Origin of the sequence: Aliidongia sp., from assembly GCF_035943795.1 — a bacterium.
GTDB lineage: Bacteria > Pseudomonadota > Alphaproteobacteria > ATCC43930 > CGMCC-115725 > Aliidongia.
Genome location: NZ_DASZBY010000105.1, coordinates 59,793 through 77,817 on the forward strand (window position 1 = coordinate 59,793; position 18,025 = coordinate 77,817).

21 protein-coding genes are annotated in these 18,025 nt (G+C 67.2%); 15 read left to right on the forward strand and 6 right to left on the reverse strand.

Going from position 1 to position 18,025, the window contains the following annotated elements; genetic code table 11:
• The first annotated feature begins 1 nt into the window (after position 1).
• The 4 genes from VGV37_RS20625 (at position 2) to VGV37_RS20640 (ending at position 4,323) form a co-directional block, all read left to right on the forward strand.
• Positions 2-442, forward strand: a complete 441-nt coding sequence (locus tag VGV37_RS20625; RefSeq protein ID WP_326881637.1) for a type II 3-dehydroquinate dehydratase — start codon at positions 2-4, stop codon at positions 440-442.
• A gap of 211 nt (positions 443-653) precedes the next feature.
• A complete protein-coding gene (locus VGV37_RS20630; protein WP_326881638.1) occupies positions 654-1,133 on the forward strand; it encodes a (2Fe-2S)-binding protein in 480 nt (159 codons plus the stop codon).
• Positions 1,123-3,519: a xanthine dehydrogenase family protein molybdopterin-binding subunit gene (locus VGV37_RS20635; protein ID WP_326881639.1), complete on the forward strand. Its 2,397-nt coding sequence runs from the start codon at positions 1,123-1,125 to the stop codon at positions 3,517-3,519. The genes VGV37_RS20630 and VGV37_RS20635 overlap by 11 nt, the downstream gene beginning before the upstream one ends.
• 9 nt (positions 3,520-3,528) lie before the next feature.
• Positions 3,529-4,323, forward strand: a complete 795-nt coding sequence (locus VGV37_RS20640; protein WP_326881640.1) for a xanthine dehydrogenase family protein subunit M — start codon at positions 3,529-3,531, stop codon at positions 4,321-4,323.
• A 45-nt stretch (positions 4,324-4,368) separates the two neighbouring features.
• Here VGV37_RS20640 and VGV37_RS20645 read toward each other — a convergent pair whose 3' ends face one another.
• The gene (locus VGV37_RS20645) at positions 4,369-4,953 is read right to left on the reverse strand and encodes a glycine zipper family protein (RefSeq protein WP_326881641.1); all 585 of its coding nucleotides are present in this window, start codon (positions 4,951-4,953) and stop codon (positions 4,369-4,371) included.
• A gap of 255 nt (positions 4,954-5,208) precedes the next feature.
• On the opposite strand from VGV37_RS20645, the gene VGV37_RS20650 reads away from it, so the two are divergent.
• Genes VGV37_RS20650 through VGV37_RS20670 form a run of 5 tightly spaced genes read left to right on the forward strand, consistent with a single transcriptional unit; the run spans position 5,209 to position 10,036 of the window.
• Positions 5,209-6,132: a MoxR family ATPase gene (locus tag VGV37_RS20650; RefSeq protein WP_326881642.1), complete on the forward strand. Its 924-nt coding sequence runs from the start codon at positions 5,209-5,211 to the stop codon at positions 6,130-6,132.
• Complete coding sequence (locus VGV37_RS20655; RefSeq protein WP_326881643.1) at positions 6,132-7,364, forward strand: VWA domain-containing protein; 1,233 nt, start codon at positions 6,132-6,134, stop codon at positions 7,362-7,364. Before VGV37_RS20650 ends, VGV37_RS20655 begins: the two co-directional genes overlap by 1 nt.
• A 10-nt stretch (positions 7,365-7,374) precedes the next feature.
• A complete protein-coding gene (locus VGV37_RS20660; RefSeq protein WP_326881644.1) occupies positions 7,375-7,698 on the forward strand; it encodes an XdhC family protein in 324 nt (107 codons plus the stop codon).
• A complete protein-coding gene (locus VGV37_RS20665; RefSeq protein WP_326881645.1) occupies positions 7,695-8,417 on the forward strand; it encodes an XdhC family protein in 723 nt (240 codons plus the stop codon). The genes VGV37_RS20660 and VGV37_RS20665 overlap by 4 nt, the downstream gene beginning before the upstream one ends.
• On the forward strand, positions 8,414-10,036 hold the full coding sequence (locus tag VGV37_RS20670; protein ID WP_326881646.1) for a molybdopterin-binding/glycosyltransferase family 2 protein: 1,623 nt from the start codon (positions 8,414-8,416) through the stop codon (positions 10,034-10,036). Before VGV37_RS20665 ends, VGV37_RS20670 begins: the two co-directional genes overlap by 4 nt.
• Positions 10,037-10,049: 13 nt before the next feature.
• On the opposite strand, the gene VGV37_RS20675 is transcribed toward VGV37_RS20670, so the two are convergent.
• Entirely contained in the window at positions 10,050-10,349 is a 300-nt protein-coding gene (locus VGV37_RS20675; RefSeq protein ID WP_326881647.1) for a hypothetical protein, read from the reverse strand.
• Between the two features lie 236 nt (positions 10,350-10,585).
• Between VGV37_RS20675 and VGV37_RS20680 the strand changes: the two genes are divergently transcribed.
• Both VGV37_RS20680 and VGV37_RS20685 read left to right on the forward strand, forming a co-directional pair.
• Positions 10,586-10,873: a DUF3293 domain-containing protein gene (locus VGV37_RS20680; protein WP_326881730.1), complete on the forward strand. Its 288-nt coding sequence runs from the start codon at positions 10,586-10,588 to the stop codon at positions 10,871-10,873.
• A gap of 97 nt (positions 10,874-10,970) precedes the next feature.
• Positions 10,971-12,410 carry an aldehyde dehydrogenase family protein gene (locus tag VGV37_RS20685; protein ID WP_326881648.1) on the forward strand — a complete coding sequence of 480 codons (1,440 nt, stop codon included), beginning with the start codon at positions 10,971-10,973 and terminating at the stop codon, positions 12,408-12,410.
• Positions 12,411-12,449: 39 nt separating this feature from the next.
• On the opposite strand, the gene VGV37_RS20690 is transcribed toward VGV37_RS20685, so the two are convergent.
• Entirely contained in the window at positions 12,450-12,710 is a 261-nt protein-coding gene (locus VGV37_RS20690) for a SemiSWEET transporter (RefSeq protein WP_326881649.1), read from the reverse strand.
• Positions 12,711-12,802: 92 nt separating this feature from the next.
• On the opposite strand from VGV37_RS20690, the gene VGV37_RS20695 reads away from it, so the two are divergent.
• Complete coding sequence (locus VGV37_RS20695; RefSeq protein ID WP_326881650.1) at positions 12,803-12,934, forward strand: hypothetical protein; 132 nt, start codon at positions 12,803-12,805, stop codon at positions 12,932-12,934.
• A gap of 25 nt (positions 12,935-12,959) precedes the next feature.
• On the opposite strand, the gene VGV37_RS20700 is transcribed toward VGV37_RS20695, so the two are convergent.
• Complete coding sequence (locus tag VGV37_RS20700; RefSeq protein ID WP_326881651.1) at positions 12,960-13,241, reverse strand: hypothetical protein; 282 nt, start codon at positions 13,239-13,241, stop codon at positions 12,960-12,962.
• Positions 13,242-13,396: 155 nt separating this feature from the next.
• Between VGV37_RS20700 and VGV37_RS20705 the strand changes: the two genes are divergently transcribed.
• The 3 genes from VGV37_RS20705 (at position 13,397) to VGV37_RS20715 (ending at position 15,771) form a co-directional block, all read left to right on the forward strand.
• Complete coding sequence (locus VGV37_RS20705) at positions 13,397-14,458, forward strand: alpha/beta fold hydrolase (protein WP_326881652.1); 1,062 nt, start codon at positions 13,397-13,399, stop codon at positions 14,456-14,458.
• A 173-nt stretch (positions 14,459-14,631) separates the two neighbouring features.
• Complete coding sequence (locus VGV37_RS20710; protein WP_326881653.1) at positions 14,632-15,408, forward strand: IclR family transcriptional regulator domain-containing protein; 777 nt, start codon at positions 14,632-14,634, stop codon at positions 15,406-15,408.
• 15 nt (positions 15,409-15,423) lie between these two features.
• On the forward strand, positions 15,424-15,771 hold the full coding sequence (locus tag VGV37_RS20715) for a hypothetical protein (protein WP_326881654.1): 348 nt from the start codon (positions 15,424-15,426) through the stop codon (positions 15,769-15,771).
• On the opposite strand, the gene VGV37_RS20720 is transcribed toward VGV37_RS20715, so the two are convergent.
• Together VGV37_RS20720 and VGV37_RS20725 are read right to left on the reverse strand one after the other, a co-directional pair.
• Positions 15,768-16,898, reverse strand: coding sequence for a DUF2336 domain-containing protein (locus tag VGV37_RS20720; protein WP_326881655.1), 1,131 nt, complete (start codon positions 16,896-16,898; stop codon positions 15,768-15,770). The genes VGV37_RS20715 and VGV37_RS20720 overlap by 4 nt on opposite strands.
• A 160-nt stretch (positions 16,899-17,058) precedes the next feature.
• Positions 17,059-17,838, reverse strand: a complete 780-nt coding sequence (locus VGV37_RS20725; protein WP_326881656.1) for a DUF6969 family protein — start codon at positions 17,836-17,838, stop codon at positions 17,059-17,061.
• Between the last annotated feature and the right edge of the window lie 187 nt (positions 17,839-18,025).

An 18,025-nucleotide genomic window follows, 5' to 3' on the forward strand; every position in this document is an offset into this window, starting at 1 on the left:
CATGACCAGAACGGTATATGTGCTCAACGGTTCGAACCTGAACATGCTGGGCAAGCGCGAGCCGCATCTGTACGGCACGACGACGCTCGCCGAGATCGAGCAACGCTGCGGGGCGTTGGCCAAAGAGCTGGGGCTCGAGTGCATCTTCCGCCAGACCAACCACGAGGGCGTGATGGTCGACTGGCTGCAGGAGGCGTTCGAGAACAAGGCCGCCGTGGTGATCAATCCAGCCGGCTTTTCGTTCAAGTCCGTGCCGATCCTCGACGCGGTGAAGCTGATCGAGGCCCCGCTGGTCGAAGTCCACATCACCAACATCCATAAACGGGACGATCCCTATCGGCACTCCCTCGTCTCGCTGGCCGCGACGGGGGTGATCTGCGGTCTCGGCCCCATCGGCTACCTGCTGGCCCTGCGTGCCGTCGCGAAAGCTATGAAGGGCTAAACCGCCCGATACGGAACCGACGCTGCTTCAACGCTCTCACTCATTCCCGATACCGCACCGCACGCGGACACATCCCCGTCCGAGCGCCCTTGACCGGCGCGCGCGTGGCGTCGACACTCGGCATCGAGAGTTCGGGTGGGCCGTCGTGTCCGCCCCTTCGCATGCGCAGCAGGTCACGACTGCGCCGCCAGCCACGAGGGAGAACACGTCGATGTCGGCACCGATTTCCATGACGGTGAACGGCAGGAAGGTCACGGCCAATGTCGAGCCGCGCACCCTGCTCGTTCAATTCCTGCGCGACCAGTTGGGCCTGACCGGGACCCATGTCGGCTGCGACACCAGCCAGTGCGGCGCCTGCCTGGTCCATCTCGACGGCAAGTCGGTCAAGAGCTGCACCATGATCGTGGCCCAGGCCGACGGCGCCGAAATCATGACCATCGAAGGCCTGTCGACCGGCGAGCTGCATCCCATGCAGGCGGCGTTCAAGGAACATCACGGCCTGCAATGCGGCTTCTGTACACCCGGAATGGTGATGAGCGCCGTCGATCTGGTGAAGCAGAACCCGGAACCAACCGAGCACGAAATCCGCGACTGGCTCGAGGGCAACATCTGTCGCTGTACCGGCTACCACAACATCGTGAAGGCGGTGGAGGCGGGAGCGAAGGCGATGGGAGGCTCCCATGCCGGATGACGCGCGCGCGCCCGACGGGATCGGCGCCCCGGTCCGCCGCAAGGAGGATTTCCGCTTCCTGACCGGCCAGGGCCATTATACCGACGACATCAACCGGCCCGGCCAGACCCACGCCTATCTGCTGCGCAGCCCCCATGCGCACGCGACCCTGGGTGCGATCGACACGTCCAGGGCCATGGCGGCGCCGGGCGTGGTCGCGATCTTCACCGGCGCCGATCTGGCGGCGGCCGGCGTCGGCGGGTTGCCCTGCGGCTGGCTGATCACCGACAAGCATGGCAAGCCGATGGTCGAGCCGCCCCATCCGGTGCTGGCCCAGGGCAAGGTGCGCCATGTCGGCGACCCGGTCGCGGTCGTCATCGCCGAGACGCGCGACGCCGCGAAGGACGCGGCCGAACTGATCGAGGTCGCCTATGGCGTGCTGCCGGCCGCGGTCGAAGCGACGGATGCGGTCAAGCCCGGTGCCGCCCAGCTGTTCGACGAGGCGCCGGCCAACACCTGCTATGAATGGGAGATCGGCGACAAGGCGGCGGTCGACGCGGCCTTCGCCAAGGCTAAACTCGTCGCCAAGCTGGACTTGATCAACAACCGCCTCGTCGCGAACCCGATGGAGCCCCGCGCGGCGATCGGCGAATACGACAAGGGGTCGGGCGACTACACGCTCTATACGACCAGCCAGAACCCGCACGTCATCCGCCTGCTGATGGGCGCCTTCGTGCTGCATCTGCCGGAGCATAAGCTTCGGGTCGTGGCGCCCGACGTTGGCGGCGGCTTCGGCTCCAAGATCTACCATTATGCCGAAGAGGCCATCGTCACCTGGGCCGCGGCCAAGGTGAAGCGGCCGGTGAAATGGACGTCCGATCGGTCGGAGGCCTTCATCTCCGACGCGCAAGGCCGCGACCATGCGAGCCATGCCGAACTGGCCATGGACGAGAACGGCAGGTTCCTGGCGCTGCGCGTCGATACGGTCGCCAACATGGGGGCGTATCTGTCGACCTTCGCGCCGGCGATCCCCACCATCCTCTATGCGACCTTGCTCGCCGGCACCTATACGACGCCAGCGATCCATGCCGCCGTGCGCGCGGTCTTCACCAACACGGTGCCGGTCGATGCCTATCGCGGCGCCGGACGGCCGGAGGCGACCTACCTGCTGGAACGGCTGGTCGATGTCGCGGCACGGGTCGCCAAGCTCGATCCGGCCGAGATCCGCCGGCGCAACTTCATCGCGACCGATGCCTATCCGTACCAGACGCCGGTCGCCCTGCAGTACGACAGCGGCGATTATTTCAAGACGCTTGAGATGGCCTTGAAGACGGCCGATCGGGACGGGTTCGAGGCCCGCCGGGCCGAGGCCGCCACGCGCGGCAAGCTGCGCGGCATGGGCATTGCCACCTACATCGAGGCGTGCGGCATCGCGCCCTCGGCCGTCGCCGGTGCCCTGGGCGCCCGCGCCGGGCTCTACGAAGCGGCGGAGGTGCGGGTGCATCCGACCGGCAGCGTCACGTTGTTCACCGGCACGCACAGCCATGGCCAAGGTCACGAGACGACCATGGCCCAGCTGGTGGCGTCGGGGCTGGGCGTATCGGTCGACCAGGTCGAGGTCGTCCATGGCGACACGTCCAAGATCCCGTTCGGCATGGGCACCTACGGCTCACGCTCGCTCGCGGTCGGCGGGTCGGCGGTGATGAAGGCGATCGACAAGGTCGTGGCCAAGGGCCGCAAGATCGCGGCGCATCTGCTGGAAGCGGCCGAAGCGGACGTGGAGTTCGCCGACGGCACGTTCCGCGTCAGCGGGACGGACCGGACCAAGAGCTTCGCCGAGATCGCGTTCACCGCCTATGTCCCGCACAATTACCCGATCGAGACGGTCGAGCCGGGGCTGGACGAGACGGCGTTCTACGATCCGAAGAACTTTACCTATCCCTCGGGCGCCCATGTGGCCGAGATCGAGATCGACCGGGAGACCGGCGTGGTCGAGGTGGTGAAGTTCACGGCGGCCGACGATTTCGGCCGGATCATCAATCCGATGATCGTCGAGGGCCAGGTCCATGGCGGGCTGGCCCAGGGCATCGGCCAGGCGCTCTACGAGGCGGCGATTTACGACAAGGACGGACAGCTGCTGACCGGCTCGTTCATGGACTACACCATGCCGCGCGCGGCCAACCTGCCGATGTTCGACGTCGCGACCAACGTCACGCTCTGCACCCACAATCCGCTCGGCGTCAAAGGCTGCGGCGAGGCAGGGGCGATCGGGTCACCGGCGGCGATCATGAATGCCGTCCACGACGCGCTGTCACCGCTCGGTGACATCCGCGTCGACATGCCGGCCACGGCGCTGAAGCTGTGGCAGATCATCCAATCTCATAGCCCTGCCCAAGCGGCAGAGTGAGGACGGACCATGTATGAATTCAATTATCAGGCGCCGACGAGCCTCGCCGACGCGACCCAGGCCATCGCCGGCGCCGAGGATGGCAAGCTGCTGGCCGGCGGCATGACCCTGGTGCCGACCTTGAAACAGCGCCTCGCCCGCCCATCCGACCTGATCGACCTCAGCAGGATCCCCGATCTCAAGGGCATCAAGGTCGACGGTGGCACCGTGACCATCGGCGCCATGGCGACCCATGCCGAGGTCGGCGCCAGCGAGGCGGTGAAGCAGGCGATCCCCGGCCTCGCCTGGCTCGCCGGCAATATCGGCGACCCGGCGGTGCGCCATCGCGGCACGCTCGGCGGCTCGATCAGCAACAACGATCCGGCCGCGGACTATCCGGCGGCACTGCTGGCCCTGGGCGCCACGATCTACACGACCAAGCGGCAATTGTCGGCCGCCGACTTCTTCGTGGGCATGTTCGAGACCGCGTTGGAACTCGACGAGATCGTGACCGCGGTCAGCTTCCCGATCCCCGAGAAGTCGGGCTACCAGAAGTTCCGCAATCCGGCGTCGCGCTATGCGGTGGTCGGCGTGTTCGTCGCGAAGACCGGCGCCGGCGTCCGGGTCGCGGTCACCGGAGCCGGACCGGCGGTGTTCCGGGTGCCCGCCTTCGAGGCGGCGCTCGACAAGAGCTTCACCGCATCGGCGCTGAACGGGCTCTCCGTTCCGGCGGACGAACTCAATGCCGACATCCACGCCAGCGCGGAATATCGGGCGCATCTCGTGACGGTATTCGCCAAGCGTGCCATCGAGGCGATCGGTTAAGAAAAATCCCTCTCCCCTGTTCGGGAGAGGGATTGCCTTGCTCGGCTACCAGCGGCGGCGGCCGCCGAAACCGAAGCCAACCGAGACTTCGGGGCCGTAGTAGCCCGGACCATAAGCGTAGGGATAGGGGTACGGGTAAGGATAGGCCGGATAGGGATAGGCCGGATACGCCGCCTGCTGGACCTGTTGGACCGGCGGCACGCTCTCGCCCTGGGCGGCCATGCATTGCATGTAGCCGACGTCGTAGCGGTGCTGCAGCTCGGCGCCCGACGCCTGGGCGTTGGCGGAGCCGGCGGACGATCCGACCAGCAGGCCCGCACCGGCGCCGGCTGCGGCACCGAGGCCCGGATTGCCGGCAGCCGCACCCAGCAGCGCGCCGGCCGCGGCACCGATGCCGGTCCCGACCACAGCACTGCCGACGGCATTGTTGTTGGCGACCTCCTGGGACTGGCCGCCGCCGATGGTCTGCTGGGCATAGCCCCGGCAGCCCATGTCGTCCTGCTGGAACTGGGCGAGGGTCTTGCCGGGTCCCGGCATGACGGTAACCGCAGGGCCGCTCGGCGGGGCCGCGACGCAGGCGCCAAGGGCGAGCGAGCCGACGAGCGCTGCTGAAAACGAAAGGCGAGACATTGCGACAACTCCGCGGGTCAACGAAAGTCTTCCAGGACACAAACCTTTGGAACCTGCTTTGGCTCCATGACGGCCAAATTGCGCCGCCATTACGACAAATATAGGGCGGCGCGGTTTCCGACCGATATCCGGGACCCGGATATTTGGTTTCAAACTGTTTCCGCCGCCGCCTGCAGCGCTCGAAAACGGCCCACCGCCGGCCCATACTGAAGAACGTCCCATTGCCGTCTTTTATTCCGGGAAATGCCAGCCTCGATGTCCTCCTCCTCCCTGCCCGTTTCGGTCGACGCGACCGCCACCCTGCTCGCCGGTCAGCGCTACGTCGCCGACCGCAGCCTTGCGACCGCGGTGTTCCTGGCGCTGAAACTGGGCCGGCCACTGTTCCTCGAAGGCGAGGCCGGTGTCGGCAAGACCGAAATCGCCAAGGTGCTGGCGAGCGGCCTCGGCCGGCGGCTGATCCGGCTGCAATGCTACGAAGGGCTCGACGTCGCATCCGCGGTCTATGAATGGAATTACGCACGCCAGATGCTGGAAATCCGGCTGGCCGAGGCCGGCCAGGCCAGCCGCGAGGACATCCAGCGCGACATCTTCGACGCGCGCTTCCTGATCAAGCGGCCGCTGCTGCAGGCGCTCGAAGCCGACGCGGGCGGCGCCCCCGTGCTGCTGATCGACGAGTTGGACCGGACCGACGAGCCGTTCGAGGCCTATCTGCTGGAGGTGCTGTCGGACTTCCAGGTGACCATTCCCGAAATCGGCACGATCAAGGCGGCCGAACCGCCGATCGTCATCGTCACCTCGAACCGCACGCGCGAGATCCACGACGCGCTGAAGCGGCGCTGCTTCTACCATTGGGTCGACTACCCATCGGCTGCGCGCGAGCTGGAGATCCTGGCCGTGAAGGCGCCCGATGCCGGCGAGGCGCTGTCGCGCGAGGTCGTGGGCTTCGTCCAGGCCCTGCGCAAGATGGACCTGTTCAAGCAGCCGGGCGTGGCCGAGACCATCGACTGGGCCGAGGCGCTGATGCAGCTCGACGCCCTCACGCTGACGCCCGAGGCGATCAACGATACGCTGGGCGTCATCCTCAAGTACCAGGACGACATCCAACGCCTGCAGGGCAGCGAGGCTCAGCGCCTGCTGGAGCAGGTCAAGGCCGAACTGGGCGGCCAGACCGCCGTTTGATGGCGCGCCCGGCCGATATTCCGGAGTTCGAAGGCGGGCGCCTGCTCGCCAACCTGATGTATTTCGCCCGCACGCTCCGCGCCGCCGGTATGCCGGTCGGGCCCGGGCGCCTGCTGGCCGCGGTCGAGGCGGTGCGTGCGGTGGGCCTCGGCAACCGCCGCGATTTCTACTGGACGCTCCACGCCGTGTTCGTGAACCGGCGCGACCAGCGCGAGCTGTTCGACCAGGCGTTCCACATCTTCTGGCGCAACCCGCGCATCCTGGAAAAGGCGCTGGCCATGGTCCTGCCGCAGACGCGGATGGACACGGGCGAGCCGCAGGCCCCGATGATGAAGCGCCTGGCCGAGGCGCTGCACGGCAAGGACGGGCCGGGCGGCGACGAGCCGGCCGAGGAACGGCTGGAACTCGACGCCGCCCTGACCTTCTCCGAACGCGAGCTGCTGCAGAAGACCGATTTCGAGCAGATGTCGACCGAAGAATTGACCCTGGCGAAAGCGGCGCTCGCGCGGCTGCGCCTGCCGCTGCTGGACGTGGCGACGCGCCGTTTCACCGCCGATCCGTCCGGTCCACGCGTCGATATGCGCGCCACCCTGCGCGCGGCTTTGCGCAACGGCGCCGGCGCCATCCCGCTGAAGCGCCGGCGGATCAAGACGAACCATCCGCCGCTGGTCATCCTGTGCGACATCTCCGGCTCCATGAGCCGCTACAGCCGGCTGTTCCTGCATTTCATGCATGCGGTCACCAACGACCGCGACCGGGTCCACACCTTCCTGTTCGGCACGCGCCTCACCAACGTCACGCGCTACCTGCGCGCCAAGGACATCGACGTCGCGGTCGACCGGGTGACTGAGGCGGTCGACGATTGGTCGGGCGGCACGCGCATCGGCGAATGCCTGGCCGAGTTCAATCGCCACTGGTCACGCCGCGTGCTGGGCCAGGGTGCCGTCGTGCTGTTCATTTCCGACGGACTCGACCGCGCTGCCGGCGAAGGACTGGGGCCGGTCATGGAGCGGCTGCATAAATCCTGCCGTCGGCTGATCTGGCTCAATCCGCTGTTGCGGTACGAGGCGTTCGAGCCCAAATCCTTAGGCATGAAAGCGATTTTGCCCCATGTCGACGAGTTCCGGCCGGTGCATAATCTGGCCAGCCTTTCCAGCCTGATCGAGGCGCTGAGCCGGCCGGCCGGCCGCCGGCTCGAAGCCGCCGCCGAATGGCGCCCGACCGCCGCCTGAAGGAGTTCCCATGAGCAGCGATACCGACCAGATCCTGAGCGAAGCCGCCCAGTGGCACCGGGACGGACGCCGCGTAGCACTGGCCACCGTCGTCGTCACCTGGGGCTCGTCGCCCCGGCCGGTCGGCTCCAAGCTGGCGGTCGACGACGCGGGCCGCTTCATCGGCTCCGTCTCCGGTGGCTGCGTCGAAGGTGCCGTGGTCGAGACCGCGCTCGAGACCATCCGCACCGGCGCGCCGAGGCTGCTGGATTTCGGCGTGACCGACGAGCAGGCCTGGGACGTCGGCCTGGCCTGCGGCGGCAAGGTGCAGATCTTCGTCGAGCGCCTGTCGTGAAGATCGATCTGCTGGAACGTCGGCTTGCCGCCCAGCAGGCGGGTAAGACCACCGTGCTGGTGACCGATCTCAAGACCGGCGCGCAGATGCTGCTGGGCGAGGGGATTGCGCTGGGCGACCTTGCGTTGGGCAACGAAGAGCGCGCGGCGATCAATCGCGCCGCGATAGAAGATCGCAGCCAGACGATCGACAGTGCCCGGGGCACCTTGTTCGTCGAGGTCTGGAGCCCCCCGCTGCGGCTGATCGTGGTCGGTGCGGTCCATATCGCCCAGACCCTGGCGCGGATGGCGGTCGCGACCGGCTACGACGTCACCATCATCGACCCGCGCAGCGCCTTCGCGTCCGAAGAACGTTTCCCCGGCGTGACCCTGGCGACCGACTGGCCCGACGAGGTGCTGCCAGCCCTGAAGCCGGACAAGCGGACGGCGATCGTGACCCTGACCCACGATCCGAAGATCGACGATCCGGCATTGCAGGCGGCCCTCCGCTCGGACGCGTTCTATATCGGTGCGCTCGGATCGCGCCGCACCCATGGCAAGCGTGGCGAACGGCTGGCCGCGGCCGGTTTCGATGCCGGCGCCTTCGCCCGCATCCACGGGCCGGTCGGGCTCGACATCGGCGCGCTGACGCCGGGCGAGATCGCCGTCTCGATCCTGGCCCAGATCACCGCGACCTTGCGGCGCGACCGGATCAAGGCCAAAGAGGACAAGGCCGCGTGATCTTCGGTCCGCTGCCGATCGCCCGGGCGCCGGGCGCCGTGCTGGCCCACGCGGTCACGGCCGGCGAGCGGCGCCTGAAGAAGGGTCGCGTACTCGATGCCGACGATCTGGCCGCTCTCGAGGCGGCCGGCATCGCCGAGGTCGTGGCCGCAATCCTCGAACCCGGCGACGTGGGCGAGGACCGGGCCGCGACCCGGGCGGCCGCATGCCTGTCCGGTCCGGGCCTGTCGGCCGGCGCCGCCTTCACCGGCCGGGTCAATCTGTTCGCCGATGCCCACGGGCTGTTGACGTTGGCCCGCGACGAGATCGATCGGCTGAACCGGATCGACGAGGCGCTGACCATCGCCACCCTGGCCCCGCTGACGCCGGTCGAGCCCGGGCAGATGGTCGCAACCGTCAAGGTCATCCCCTTCGCCGCCCCGGAACGGGCCGTCGCCGCCTGGGAGCGGATCGCGGCTGCCCGCCCGCCGCTGGGCCTCGCCCCGTTCCGACCGCGCCCCGTCGCCCTGATCCAGACCGTGCTGCCCGGGCTGAAGACGAGCGTGCTCGACAAGACCGTCGAGGTGACGCGTCGGCGCCTGGCCGCCCTGGGCAGCCCGCTCGTGGCCGAAGCACGGGTCGCACATCGGGCCGAGGCCGTCGCCGAAGGTTTGGCTGCGATGCGGGCCGAGGGTGCCGAACTGGTGCTGATCGCCGGCGCATCGGCGATCATCGACCGGCGCGACGTCATCCCCGCCGGCCTGGTCGCCGCCGGCGGCCGGATCGAACATTTCGGCATGCCTGTCGATCCGGGCAACCTGCTGCTGCTGGGTGCCCTCGGCAATGTGCCGGTGCTGGGCTTGCCCGGCTGCGCCCGGTCGCCGAAACTCAACGGCATCGATTGGGTGCTGCAGCGCCTGCTGGCCGATCTGCCGGTCGGTCGGACCGAAATAACCGGCTTCGGCGCCGGCGGCCTGCTGGCCGAGATTCCGAGCCGGCCGTTGCCCCGGGCCGAAATCGGCACCGCGCTGGCATCACCGCGCCGCGCGCAGATTGCCGCACTCGTCCTCGCCGCCGGACAGTCGCGCCGCATGGGCGCCGACAACAAGCTGCTGATTGCGCTCGACGGCAAGCCCATGGTGCGCCATGTGGCCGAGATGGCGCTCGCGTCCAGGGCGCGACCGGTCATCGTCGTGCTGGGCCATCAGCCGCAGGCGGTCCGCGCGGCACTCGACGGCCTCGACGTCCGTTTCGTCGAAAATCCGCACTATGGCGACGGGCTTTCGGGCTCGCTGAAGAGCGGGCTCGCGGCCGTGCCGGACAGCGCCGACGGCGCTGTCGTCTGCCTGGGCGACATGCCCGGCGTCGCGGCCGATCTGGTCGATCGCCTGATCGCCGGTTTCAATCCGGTCGAAGGCCGCGCGATCCTGGCGCCGGTCCGCAGTGGGCGGCGTGGCAACCCGGTGCTATGGGCGCGCCGCTTCTTCGGCGAACTGATGGCGCTGTCGGGCGATACCGGCGCCAAGCACCTGATCGGAAACTATGCAGAATTCCTGACCGAGATCGAGGCGGCCGACGACGGCGTGCTGATCGACCTGGATACGCCGGATGCCGTGGCGGCCTATCGGACAGGCTCCTAGCCCAGGGCCAGGATCAGTGCCGCTTCAACAGGGCCAGGGCAAACGCGATGCCGATGCCCAGGACCAGGGCGAGGATGACGAGCAACGGGACCAGCTTCGAGCGTTTCGCCCGCAGCGGTGGCAGGCCCGCCTCGACCCCCTTGGTCGTGTCGAACAGCACCTTCTGGTCCTTGATGCGCACCAGCTTCAGCGAATCGACGGTGCCGCTGCGCTGCAGGCGCATCGTCTCGGCGTAGGCCGTCTGCTCGTCGGCGAACTCGACGCTGCGCGGGGCCACACCAGCCTTGAATGCCTGCAACGTGAAAGATGCCATAGTGCGACCCCCGCGAAAATGCTCCGGCCAAGCCGCGTCGGATGAGTCTCGGCCATTGGCGTTAAGGAGGTGTTGCCATCGACATAACAAAATACCGCAGCGATCTTCTGGCGGCCTATCGCGCGACCGACTACCAGGTCAGGGACGGCGAACGCTGGCTGTCTGCCCGCCTGGGCCGGCCGGCGCCGGAGATCACGCGGCTGCTGGACCGGCACGGCACACGCGCCGGCTTCTTCATCACTGCCTGGAATCCTCGTAGCCAGCCGACCGGGCCGGCCGCGAACGAGGCGGCGTCTGCCGCGCTGGCGGCTGAGATCGGAGCCCGAGGCCTCCGCACCCTGCCCCATCGCGGCATCGGCGACGATCCGGCCTGGCCGGCGGAACAAGGCTGGTTCGTGCTCGATCTCGACGAAACGGCAGCGCGGGCTCTGGCGCAGGCCTATGATCAGAACGCCATCGTCTGGGTCGAACGGAACCATCCGGTCCGCCTCGTCGAAACCGACTGGCTGATGCGCGACGACTGACCGGGCATGATCGTCTAATGTATGAGTTAATCGAGCCTAGCCATTCAGCGACGGCGCCGACGCGGAATTGCGGGCGCCCCATGGGAGAGAACGACCAATGACTTACGCCAATCTGATTGCCGGCGAGTGGGTGCAGGGCACGGACGCGTCGCGCAACATCAACCCGTCCGACACGAACGACGTGATCGGCGAATACGACCGTGCGTCCGCCGCCCAGGTCGACGACGCGATCGCCGCCGCCCGCAAGGCCTTCCCGGCCTGGGCGCGCACGACCGTGCAGCAGCGCTCGGACATCCTCGACAAGGCGGGCACCGAGATCCTGGCGCGGCGCGAGGAGCTGGGCAACCTGCTGGCGCGCGAAGAGGGCAAGACGCTCGCGGAAGGCATGGGCGAGGTCGGCCGCGCCGGCCAGATCTTCAAGTTCTTCGCCGGCGAAGTGCTGCGCATCCAGGGCGAGCGCCTGGGCTCGGTCCGCCCCGGCGTCGACATCGAGATCACGCGCGAGCCGCTGGGCGTGATCGGCATGATCACGCCGTGGAACTTCCCGATCGCGATTCCGGCCTGGAAGATCGCCCCGGCCCTCGCCTATGGCAATTGCGTCGTCATGAAGCCGGCCGAGCTGGTGCCCGGTTCCGCCTGGGCGCTGGCCGACATCCTGCATCGTGCCGGCGTGCCGGCCGGCGTGTTCAACCTGGTGATGGGCCGCGGCTCCGTGGTCGGTGCCGCCCTGGTCAAGGATGCGCGCATCGACGGCATCAGCTTCACCGGCTCGGTCCCGACCGGACGCGGCATCCTGGCCGAGGCCGCAAGCCGCGGTGCCAAGGTGCAGCTCGAAATGGGCGGCAAGAACCCGATGGTCGTGCTGAACGACGCCGATCTCGAGCTTGCCGTACGCGTATCGCTCGACGGTGCGTTCTTCTCGACCGGCCAGCGCTGCACCGCCTCGTCGCGCCTGATCGTCGAGGACGGCATCTACGACAAGTTCGTGGCATCGCTGGCCGAGGCGGTCGGCAAGCTGGTCGTCGACGACGCCCGCAAGGCCGGCACCAATATCGGCCCGGTCGTGGATCAGAGCCAGCTCGACCAGAACCTGAAATACGTCGACATCGGCCGCCAGGACGGCGCCAAGCTGGTTGTCGGCGGCGAGCGGTTGGAGCGCGGCACGCCCGGCTTCTATATGGCGCCGGTCGTGTTCGCCGAGGCGAGCAACGAGATGCGCATCAGCCGCGAGGAAATCTTCGGACCGGTCGCCTCCGTGATTCGCGCCAAGACCTACGACGAGGCCCTGGCCCTCGCCAACGACACCCAGTTCGGCCTGTGCGCCGGCATCTGCACGACCAGCCTCAAGCACGCGGCCCATTTCCGCCGCAACATCGAGACCGGCATGGTCATGGTCAATCTGCCGACCGCCGGCGTCGACTATCACGTGCCGTTCGGAGGCCGGAAGGGCTCGAGCTACGGTCCGCGCGAGCAGGGCCGCTACGCGGCCGAATTCTACACGCAGGTCAAGACGGCCTACGTGAACCAGGCGCTGTAGGGATATCGGGCCCGGGCTTCGGCTCGGGCCTTTTTCCCCTCACCCGTCCCGCAGCTTCAGGAACAGCACCAATCCCGCCAGCACGAGCGTGATGAAATTCGGGATGATGATCGCCGGCCGTTCCAGCAGCAGCCCATAGACGAGCCACAGGGCGACGCCGAACGTGAAGGCCGAATACATACCGAGCGAGATGCCGGCTGTGTTTTTCTCGCGCAGAGTCTTGATCACCTGGGGCAGGAAACTCGCGGTGGTGAAGCCGCCTGCGACCAAGCCGATCAGTTCGATTTCATCCTGAGTCACAAAAAAGCCCTATTTTTTAAACGGGCGGAATAAATCCGGCCGACCCTCGTTGTGAGTCCATCGTATCGCTCACACGCCGCAGGGGACCGATCATGAAGAAGCTCATCGGCTGGCTCACCATTTCCGCCAGCGTCGTCGCCGCAGCTTTAGGCGAGATCACCGTCGGCCTGCCCTTCCTGGGCGTGCTGATCGGCGCGGGACTGTTGGTTACTCTCAACGACTGAGCGAAACGGGCGGCGGATTTGCCGCCTAGAACGGACCGAAACGATAGGGCGTACAGCGCAGTTTCCACTGGCTATAGCTGCCCTTGTCCGCCGGGATCGATTGTTCGCCCAGCTTCTCGTAGCCATCCGCGCAGATCTGTTTTGCCAGCACCGCATCGATCGCCGGATCAGCGTTGGCGAACCGGCTGACGCCGGGCGAGCCGATCACGCCGGCAACGGTGAATTCCTGCGGCGTGGTCGAGACGCACCCCCCCACGCCCGACAGGACGGCCACAAGACCGACGGCCCCGACTAGTCCCAAACGCATCGCCGCGAACCTCCGAAAGACATCGGCCGCCAGCATATGCGGCCATCGCGGCGAACGGAAGGGCGCGCGGATGGTTTCGCGCTCGGCACCCCGTGACGCTTTCGCTAAGCTCGCTGCGAGCCTGGCCGATTGCCGGCGAACAGAGGAGATGCCGCATGGGATGGATCGGCCGGACTGCCGCGGCGCTCGCGGTCCTGGTCCTCGCGGGGCCGGCGTTCGCCGCCTATCCCGACGAGCGAGAGGCCGACCTCACGATCGCCGATTTCGCGCTCGCGAACGGCGAGCACCTGGCCCATGCGCGCATCCACTACACGACGATCGGAACGCCGCAGCGCGACGCCTCGGGTGCCATCGACAATGCGGTGCTGCTGCTGCATGGCACGACCGGGACCGGTCGGAACTTCCTGACGCCCAGCCTGGCCGGCGAGTTGTTCGGACCGGGCCAGCCGCTCGACGCGACCCGCTATTTCATCATCCTGCCCGACGCGATCGGCCATGGCGGCTCGGCCAAGCCGTCGGACGGGCTCAAGGGGCATTTCCCGCACTATGGCTATCTCGATGCGGTCGAGGGCCAATATCGGCTGGTGACCGAGGGGCTGGGCGTGACGCACCTGCGCCTCGTGCTCGGCACCTCGATGGGCGGCATGCAAACCTGGATCTGGGGCGAGAAGCACCCCGGCTTCATGGACGCGCTGATGCCGATCGCCTCGCAGCCCGTTGCGATTGCCGGCCGCAACATGCTGTGGCGCCAGGCGATCATCGAGGCGATCCGCAACGATCCGGATTGGCAGGGCGGTGAGTATGCCAAACAGCCGACCGGCTTCATTCACGCTTTGCCGATCTTCAACATCATGACCAACAGCGCGCCGTTCCTGCAGCAGTCGGCGCCGACCCGGACCCAGGCCACCACCCTCTACGACCGATGGGTCGCGGATTACGCCAAGGGCACCGATGCCAACGATTACCTCTATTGGTTCGAATCGTCCTACGACTACGACCCATCGGCCGGGCTGGAAGAGATCCGGGCAAAGTTGGTCGCGGTAAATTTCGCCGACGACCTGCTGAACCCGGCCGAACTGGGCACGATGGAGGCCGCGATGGCGCGGATCAAGACCGGCCGTTACGTGCTGATCCCCGCCTCGCCGGAGACGCGCGGCCATCAGACCCTGACGCTCGCCTCGATCTGGAAAGGCCCGTTGGCCGACCTGCTGAAATAGCGACGACGCACGAAAAGAGACGGCGGCGATTTGCATCGCCGCCGTCCTAATTGCGTTCCGGATCCCGAACTCCCGAGCGCTATGCGTCAGGCGTTGCCTCCCGTTCCCCGAAGGATTTGTTCGCTGTGCGAACTTATGTTCTAATTGCGAACACCTTACCTCAGGGAGCTTTCGTGCCACAAGCAGATTCCGACGCCGATTTCGTGCATTCGCTGGCGCGGGGGCTCGCGGTCATCCGGGCCTTCGGCGCCGACGCCCCGCACCTGACCATGAGCGACATCGCCAAGCGCACCGGCCTGTCGCGTGCCGCGGTGCGCCGCTTCCTTCATACCCTGATCGAACTCGGCTATGTGGGCCTGGAGGGCCGGAACTATTCCCTGCGCCCCCGCATCCTGGAGTTGGGCTATGCCTTTCTGTCCTCGGTGCCGGTATGGAGCATGATGCAGCCGGCGCTGCAGGACGTATCGACGCGGCTGCGCGCGACCTGCTCGGCCGGCCTGCTCGACGGGGTCGAAGTGGTCTATGTGGCCCGCGCCGGACGGGCGGAGCCGGTCGTGGTCTCGTTCGGCGTCGGCGCCCGCCTCCCGGCATTTCACACTGCCATGGGTCGCGTGCTGCTGGCGGCGTTGTCGCCGGAGGAGCGCGCGGAACGGCTGGACCAGGCCGACCTTCGCGCCTATACGCCGCTCACCCTCACGGATCCTGCCCGCCTGATGGCCGAGTTGGACATCGTCGCCGATCAGGGCTGGGCCATCGTCGATCGCGAGTTCGAACCGGGCCTGATCGCGCTGGGCGTGCCGTTGCGCAATCGGGCCGGCAAGATCGTGGCGGCACTGGTCACCAGCGCGCGCGCGAGCCGGCTCGATGCCGCGACCATGCGGACGCACCATCTGCCGGCGCTGATCGAAACCTGCGAACGCCTGATGCCGGCATTGCATCTGCCGGGTTGAGGAGGAGGCCCCCGCATGTGGATCATGATCGCCGGCCCCTATACGTCGGGCGCGGCCGACGCAGCCGGCCGGGCAGCAAATCTGCGCATCCTCAACCAGGCTGCGCTGATGCTGTTCGAGCGCGGCCATATACCGATCATCGGCGTCAATATGGCACTGCCGATGATTGAGTGCGCCGGTCCTGGCCGCTTCGACGCGATCATGATGCCGCTGTCGCTCGAGATCGCCGACCGCTGCGACGCCTGCCTCAGGATCGGTGAGCCGTCCAGGGGCGCAGACGACGAAGCCTCGCGCTTTCGGGCGCGCGGCTTGCCGGTCTATGGAAAATTGGAAGACGTGCCGAAGGCGGCAGCCGGACCCTAAGCGCCCACGTGGCCGTAACGGACCGGGGGTTCCGGGTTCGGGTCTTCAAGCCGGATTAGCAGGTAATCCAGATCCTCGGCACCCATTTCCTCGAACTGGGTCAGGATGCGCTCGATCATCTGGCGACGATAGCGCTCGCGATCGTATTCGCTGCCGTCGAGCGCCGTTTCATGGGCGACCTGGGTCGCGATCCGGAATGCCGGGAAATAATTCTGAGGCATGCCGGTCCGGTCGTAGAGCGATTTGAAGCCCAGCTGGCCGGCATCATGGATCAGCAGGCGGGCATTGTGGACGGCGATGCCGGCGAGCTGCGACATGGCGGCCTCGAACAGGCTGATGTCGCCGACGCACAGCGCGCGCAGAATCAGGGAGGGCGTCAGGCGCTTCGCCGCGTGCAGATGCTGCACCAGCTCGATCGCCTCTTCAGCCGGGAAATGGGCGGAGCGCAGATCGACGGTGACCTGTTCCCGCGTCTTCATCACGATCTGGGTGATCACCGCTTCCGGCATGTCCGTGCGCTTGCCGATATAGGCACGCAGGCTTTCGACCGTGAAATGGACGAGCCGTTCGGCGACCGATAGCGGCAGGTTCGGGCGCTGGGAAAGCTGCTGGTTGACGCGCTCGTCGGACCCGAACCGCGTCGCCGCCTGATCGATCAGCGCCTCGTCCAGCTTCGCTCCCGGATTGCCGACCAGGGTCGCGACCGCCAGATTATTGTCGGTCTGGATCAACTCGCCCGCGACGGCGGTCGAGACCTCGGCCCGTCCGGCGATGGCGATCTGTTTCGATGGCGTCCCGGACCGAACGACGGCGATCAGATCCTCGTCGCTCAGGACCTTGGAAAACTGCAGCACGGGGATCGCCACGGACTCGACGTCGTTGGCAAGTGCCACCGCGATGTCGTGGGGCAGGTACTGGCTGTCCTTGAGCGTTTCGGACAGTACCTTGCGGACCTGGATGGCAGCGCCATCGAGCATCGCGCGCAGCACCTGTTCCGCGACCTGGCGCTCCGCCTCGGTCAACGACCCTTCGGCAACCTTGGAACCCAACCGCCCCGCCGCCGCTTCCGGCGCGGAGACATCGTTCAGAAGCGCCGCGACATCTTGCTGGCTTAGACCTTCGCTCATAGCCGTTCCTGCATCCCTTCGCCGACGCTTTGACACAAGCCAGTGTAGCGGAACCGGCGTCGCTTGGGTGCGGCATTTTTAAAGCCGCCCCTGTCCAGTCTCGATCCGAAAACGTTAAGACCTGGTTAGCCTCCGATATCGAGCCCACAACCGCCCGATGTCAAGCGAGTGCAGTGCGTGCTTCCGACAACGCTGCGGCAAAATCCACCGGCCGTTCCGACGTCACTTCCAGACGGCGATCGTCGAACACGTGCGATTGTCGGCTCCGCCGCCGTCTCCAGTCCATCATGGCCGTATCGCGTTCCACAATCAATTCTACAATCGGCCGATGTAGCAGCCGCAGCACCGCGACCAGCCATCGGTCGACCAGCGCCGTCGGACTCGGTTCGGCGAAAGCGAAGCGATCGAGCAGGCGGATGACGTCCTCGGCCCGATACCAGGTCTCGCCGGTCACCCAGCGGTTGGTGGTGAACAGCGACAGCGGCACGCCGTGGGCATCGACGCTGATGCCGATCAGGTGGCTGAACACACCGCGGTCGCGCGCCGAGCGATGGGTCATCGAGACGGCGCCCTTCTCCTTCACCGGCAACTTGAGCGGCGCCAGCGCCATCTCGGGCAGCACGAGCGGCACCAGGCCGCGCGGCATGCCGCCCTGGCCGAAGAACGTATGGAAATGCCCGACCTCGTCCGGGTGCCGGTCGCCGTCGGGATGCGCATGAAAGAAATATTGTGCGTGGGTGACCTGGTCCCAGACCTCGCCGGCCGGATAATGCGCGCCGGGTGGCGGCATGGTGCCGTCGGCCAGGGTTTCCAGCAGGCCGGTCCCGGCCTTGGCGAGCGCCTGGGCCACGGCCATGACCTCGGCCAGAGCGGCGGCACGGCTGAGCGCGCCCACCGAAACGGGAGCAGCGTCGATCGGGGCGGCGTTCGGTGCAATCATGCCGTCGTCACATCGGTTGCAAAATTCTGCGAACCCGGCTCCTCGGTGGCCGGCCATGGTCGTCTTGCGGGAAAGCCATGGGAGCAGACGCGGACGGCCGTTGCCCTCCGTATCAGCCCATTATTCGGTGCGATCCGGCCCTGCGCCAAGGAGAACTTATGCGGAGGGCCAAGGCCGGATACCGAGC

What these genes read in the sequence shown, in the direction of transcription:
- VGV37_RS20625 (WP_326881637.1), top strand. Translation starts at nt 2, where the DNA reads ATGACCAGAACGGTATATGTGCTCAACGGTTCGAACCTGAACATGCTG.
- VGV37_RS20630 (WP_326881638.1), top strand. Translation starts at nt 654, where the DNA reads ATGTCGGCACCGATTTCCATGACGGTGAACGGCAGGAAGGTCACGGCC.
- VGV37_RS20635 (WP_326881639.1), top strand. Translation starts at nt 1,123, where the DNA reads ATGCCGGATGACGCGCGCGCGCCCGACGGGATCGGCGCCCCGGTCCGC.
- VGV37_RS20640 (WP_326881640.1), top strand. Translation starts at nt 3,529, where the DNA reads ATGTATGAATTCAATTATCAGGCGCCGACGAGCCTCGCCGACGCGACC.
- VGV37_RS20645 (WP_326881641.1), bottom strand. Translation starts at nt 4,953, where the DNA reads ATGTCTCGCCTTTCGTTTTCAGCAGCGCTCGTCGGCTCGCTCGCCCTT.
- VGV37_RS20650 (WP_326881642.1), top strand. Translation starts at nt 5,209, where the DNA reads ATGTCCTCCTCCTCCCTGCCCGTTTCGGTCGACGCGACCGCCACCCTG.
- VGV37_RS20655 (WP_326881643.1), top strand. Translation starts at nt 6,132, where the DNA reads ATGGCGCGCCCGGCCGATATTCCGGAGTTCGAAGGCGGGCGCCTGCTC.
- VGV37_RS20660 (WP_326881644.1), top strand. Translation starts at nt 7,375, where the DNA reads ATGAGCAGCGATACCGACCAGATCCTGAGCGAAGCCGCCCAGTGGCAC.
- VGV37_RS20675 (WP_326881647.1), bottom strand. Translation starts at nt 10,349, where the DNA reads ATGGCATCTTTCACGTTGCAGGCATTCAAGGCTGGTGTGGCCCCGCGC.
- VGV37_RS20685 (WP_326881648.1), top strand. Translation starts at nt 10,971, where the DNA reads ATGACTTACGCCAATCTGATTGCCGGCGAGTGGGTGCAGGGCACGGAC.
- VGV37_RS20695 (WP_326881650.1), top strand. Translation starts at nt 12,803, where the DNA reads ATGAAGAAGCTCATCGGCTGGCTCACCATTTCCGCCAGCGTCGTCGCC.
- VGV37_RS20700 (WP_326881651.1), bottom strand. Translation starts at nt 13,241, where the DNA reads ATGCGTTTGGGACTAGTCGGGGCCGTCGGTCTTGTGGCCGTCCTGTCG.
- VGV37_RS20705 (WP_326881652.1), top strand. Translation starts at nt 13,397, where the DNA reads ATGGGATGGATCGGCCGGACTGCCGCGGCGCTCGCGGTCCTGGTCCTC.
- VGV37_RS20715 (WP_326881654.1), top strand. Translation starts at nt 15,424, where the DNA reads ATGTGGATCATGATCGCCGGCCCCTATACGTCGGGCGCGGCCGACGCA.
- VGV37_RS20720 (WP_326881655.1), bottom strand. Translation starts at nt 16,898, where the DNA reads ATGAGCGAAGGTCTAAGCCAGCAAGATGTCGCGGCGCTTCTGAACGAT.
- VGV37_RS20725 (WP_326881656.1), bottom strand. Translation starts at nt 17,838, where the DNA reads ATGATTGCACCGAACGCCGCCCCGATCGACGCTGCTCCCGTTTCGGTG.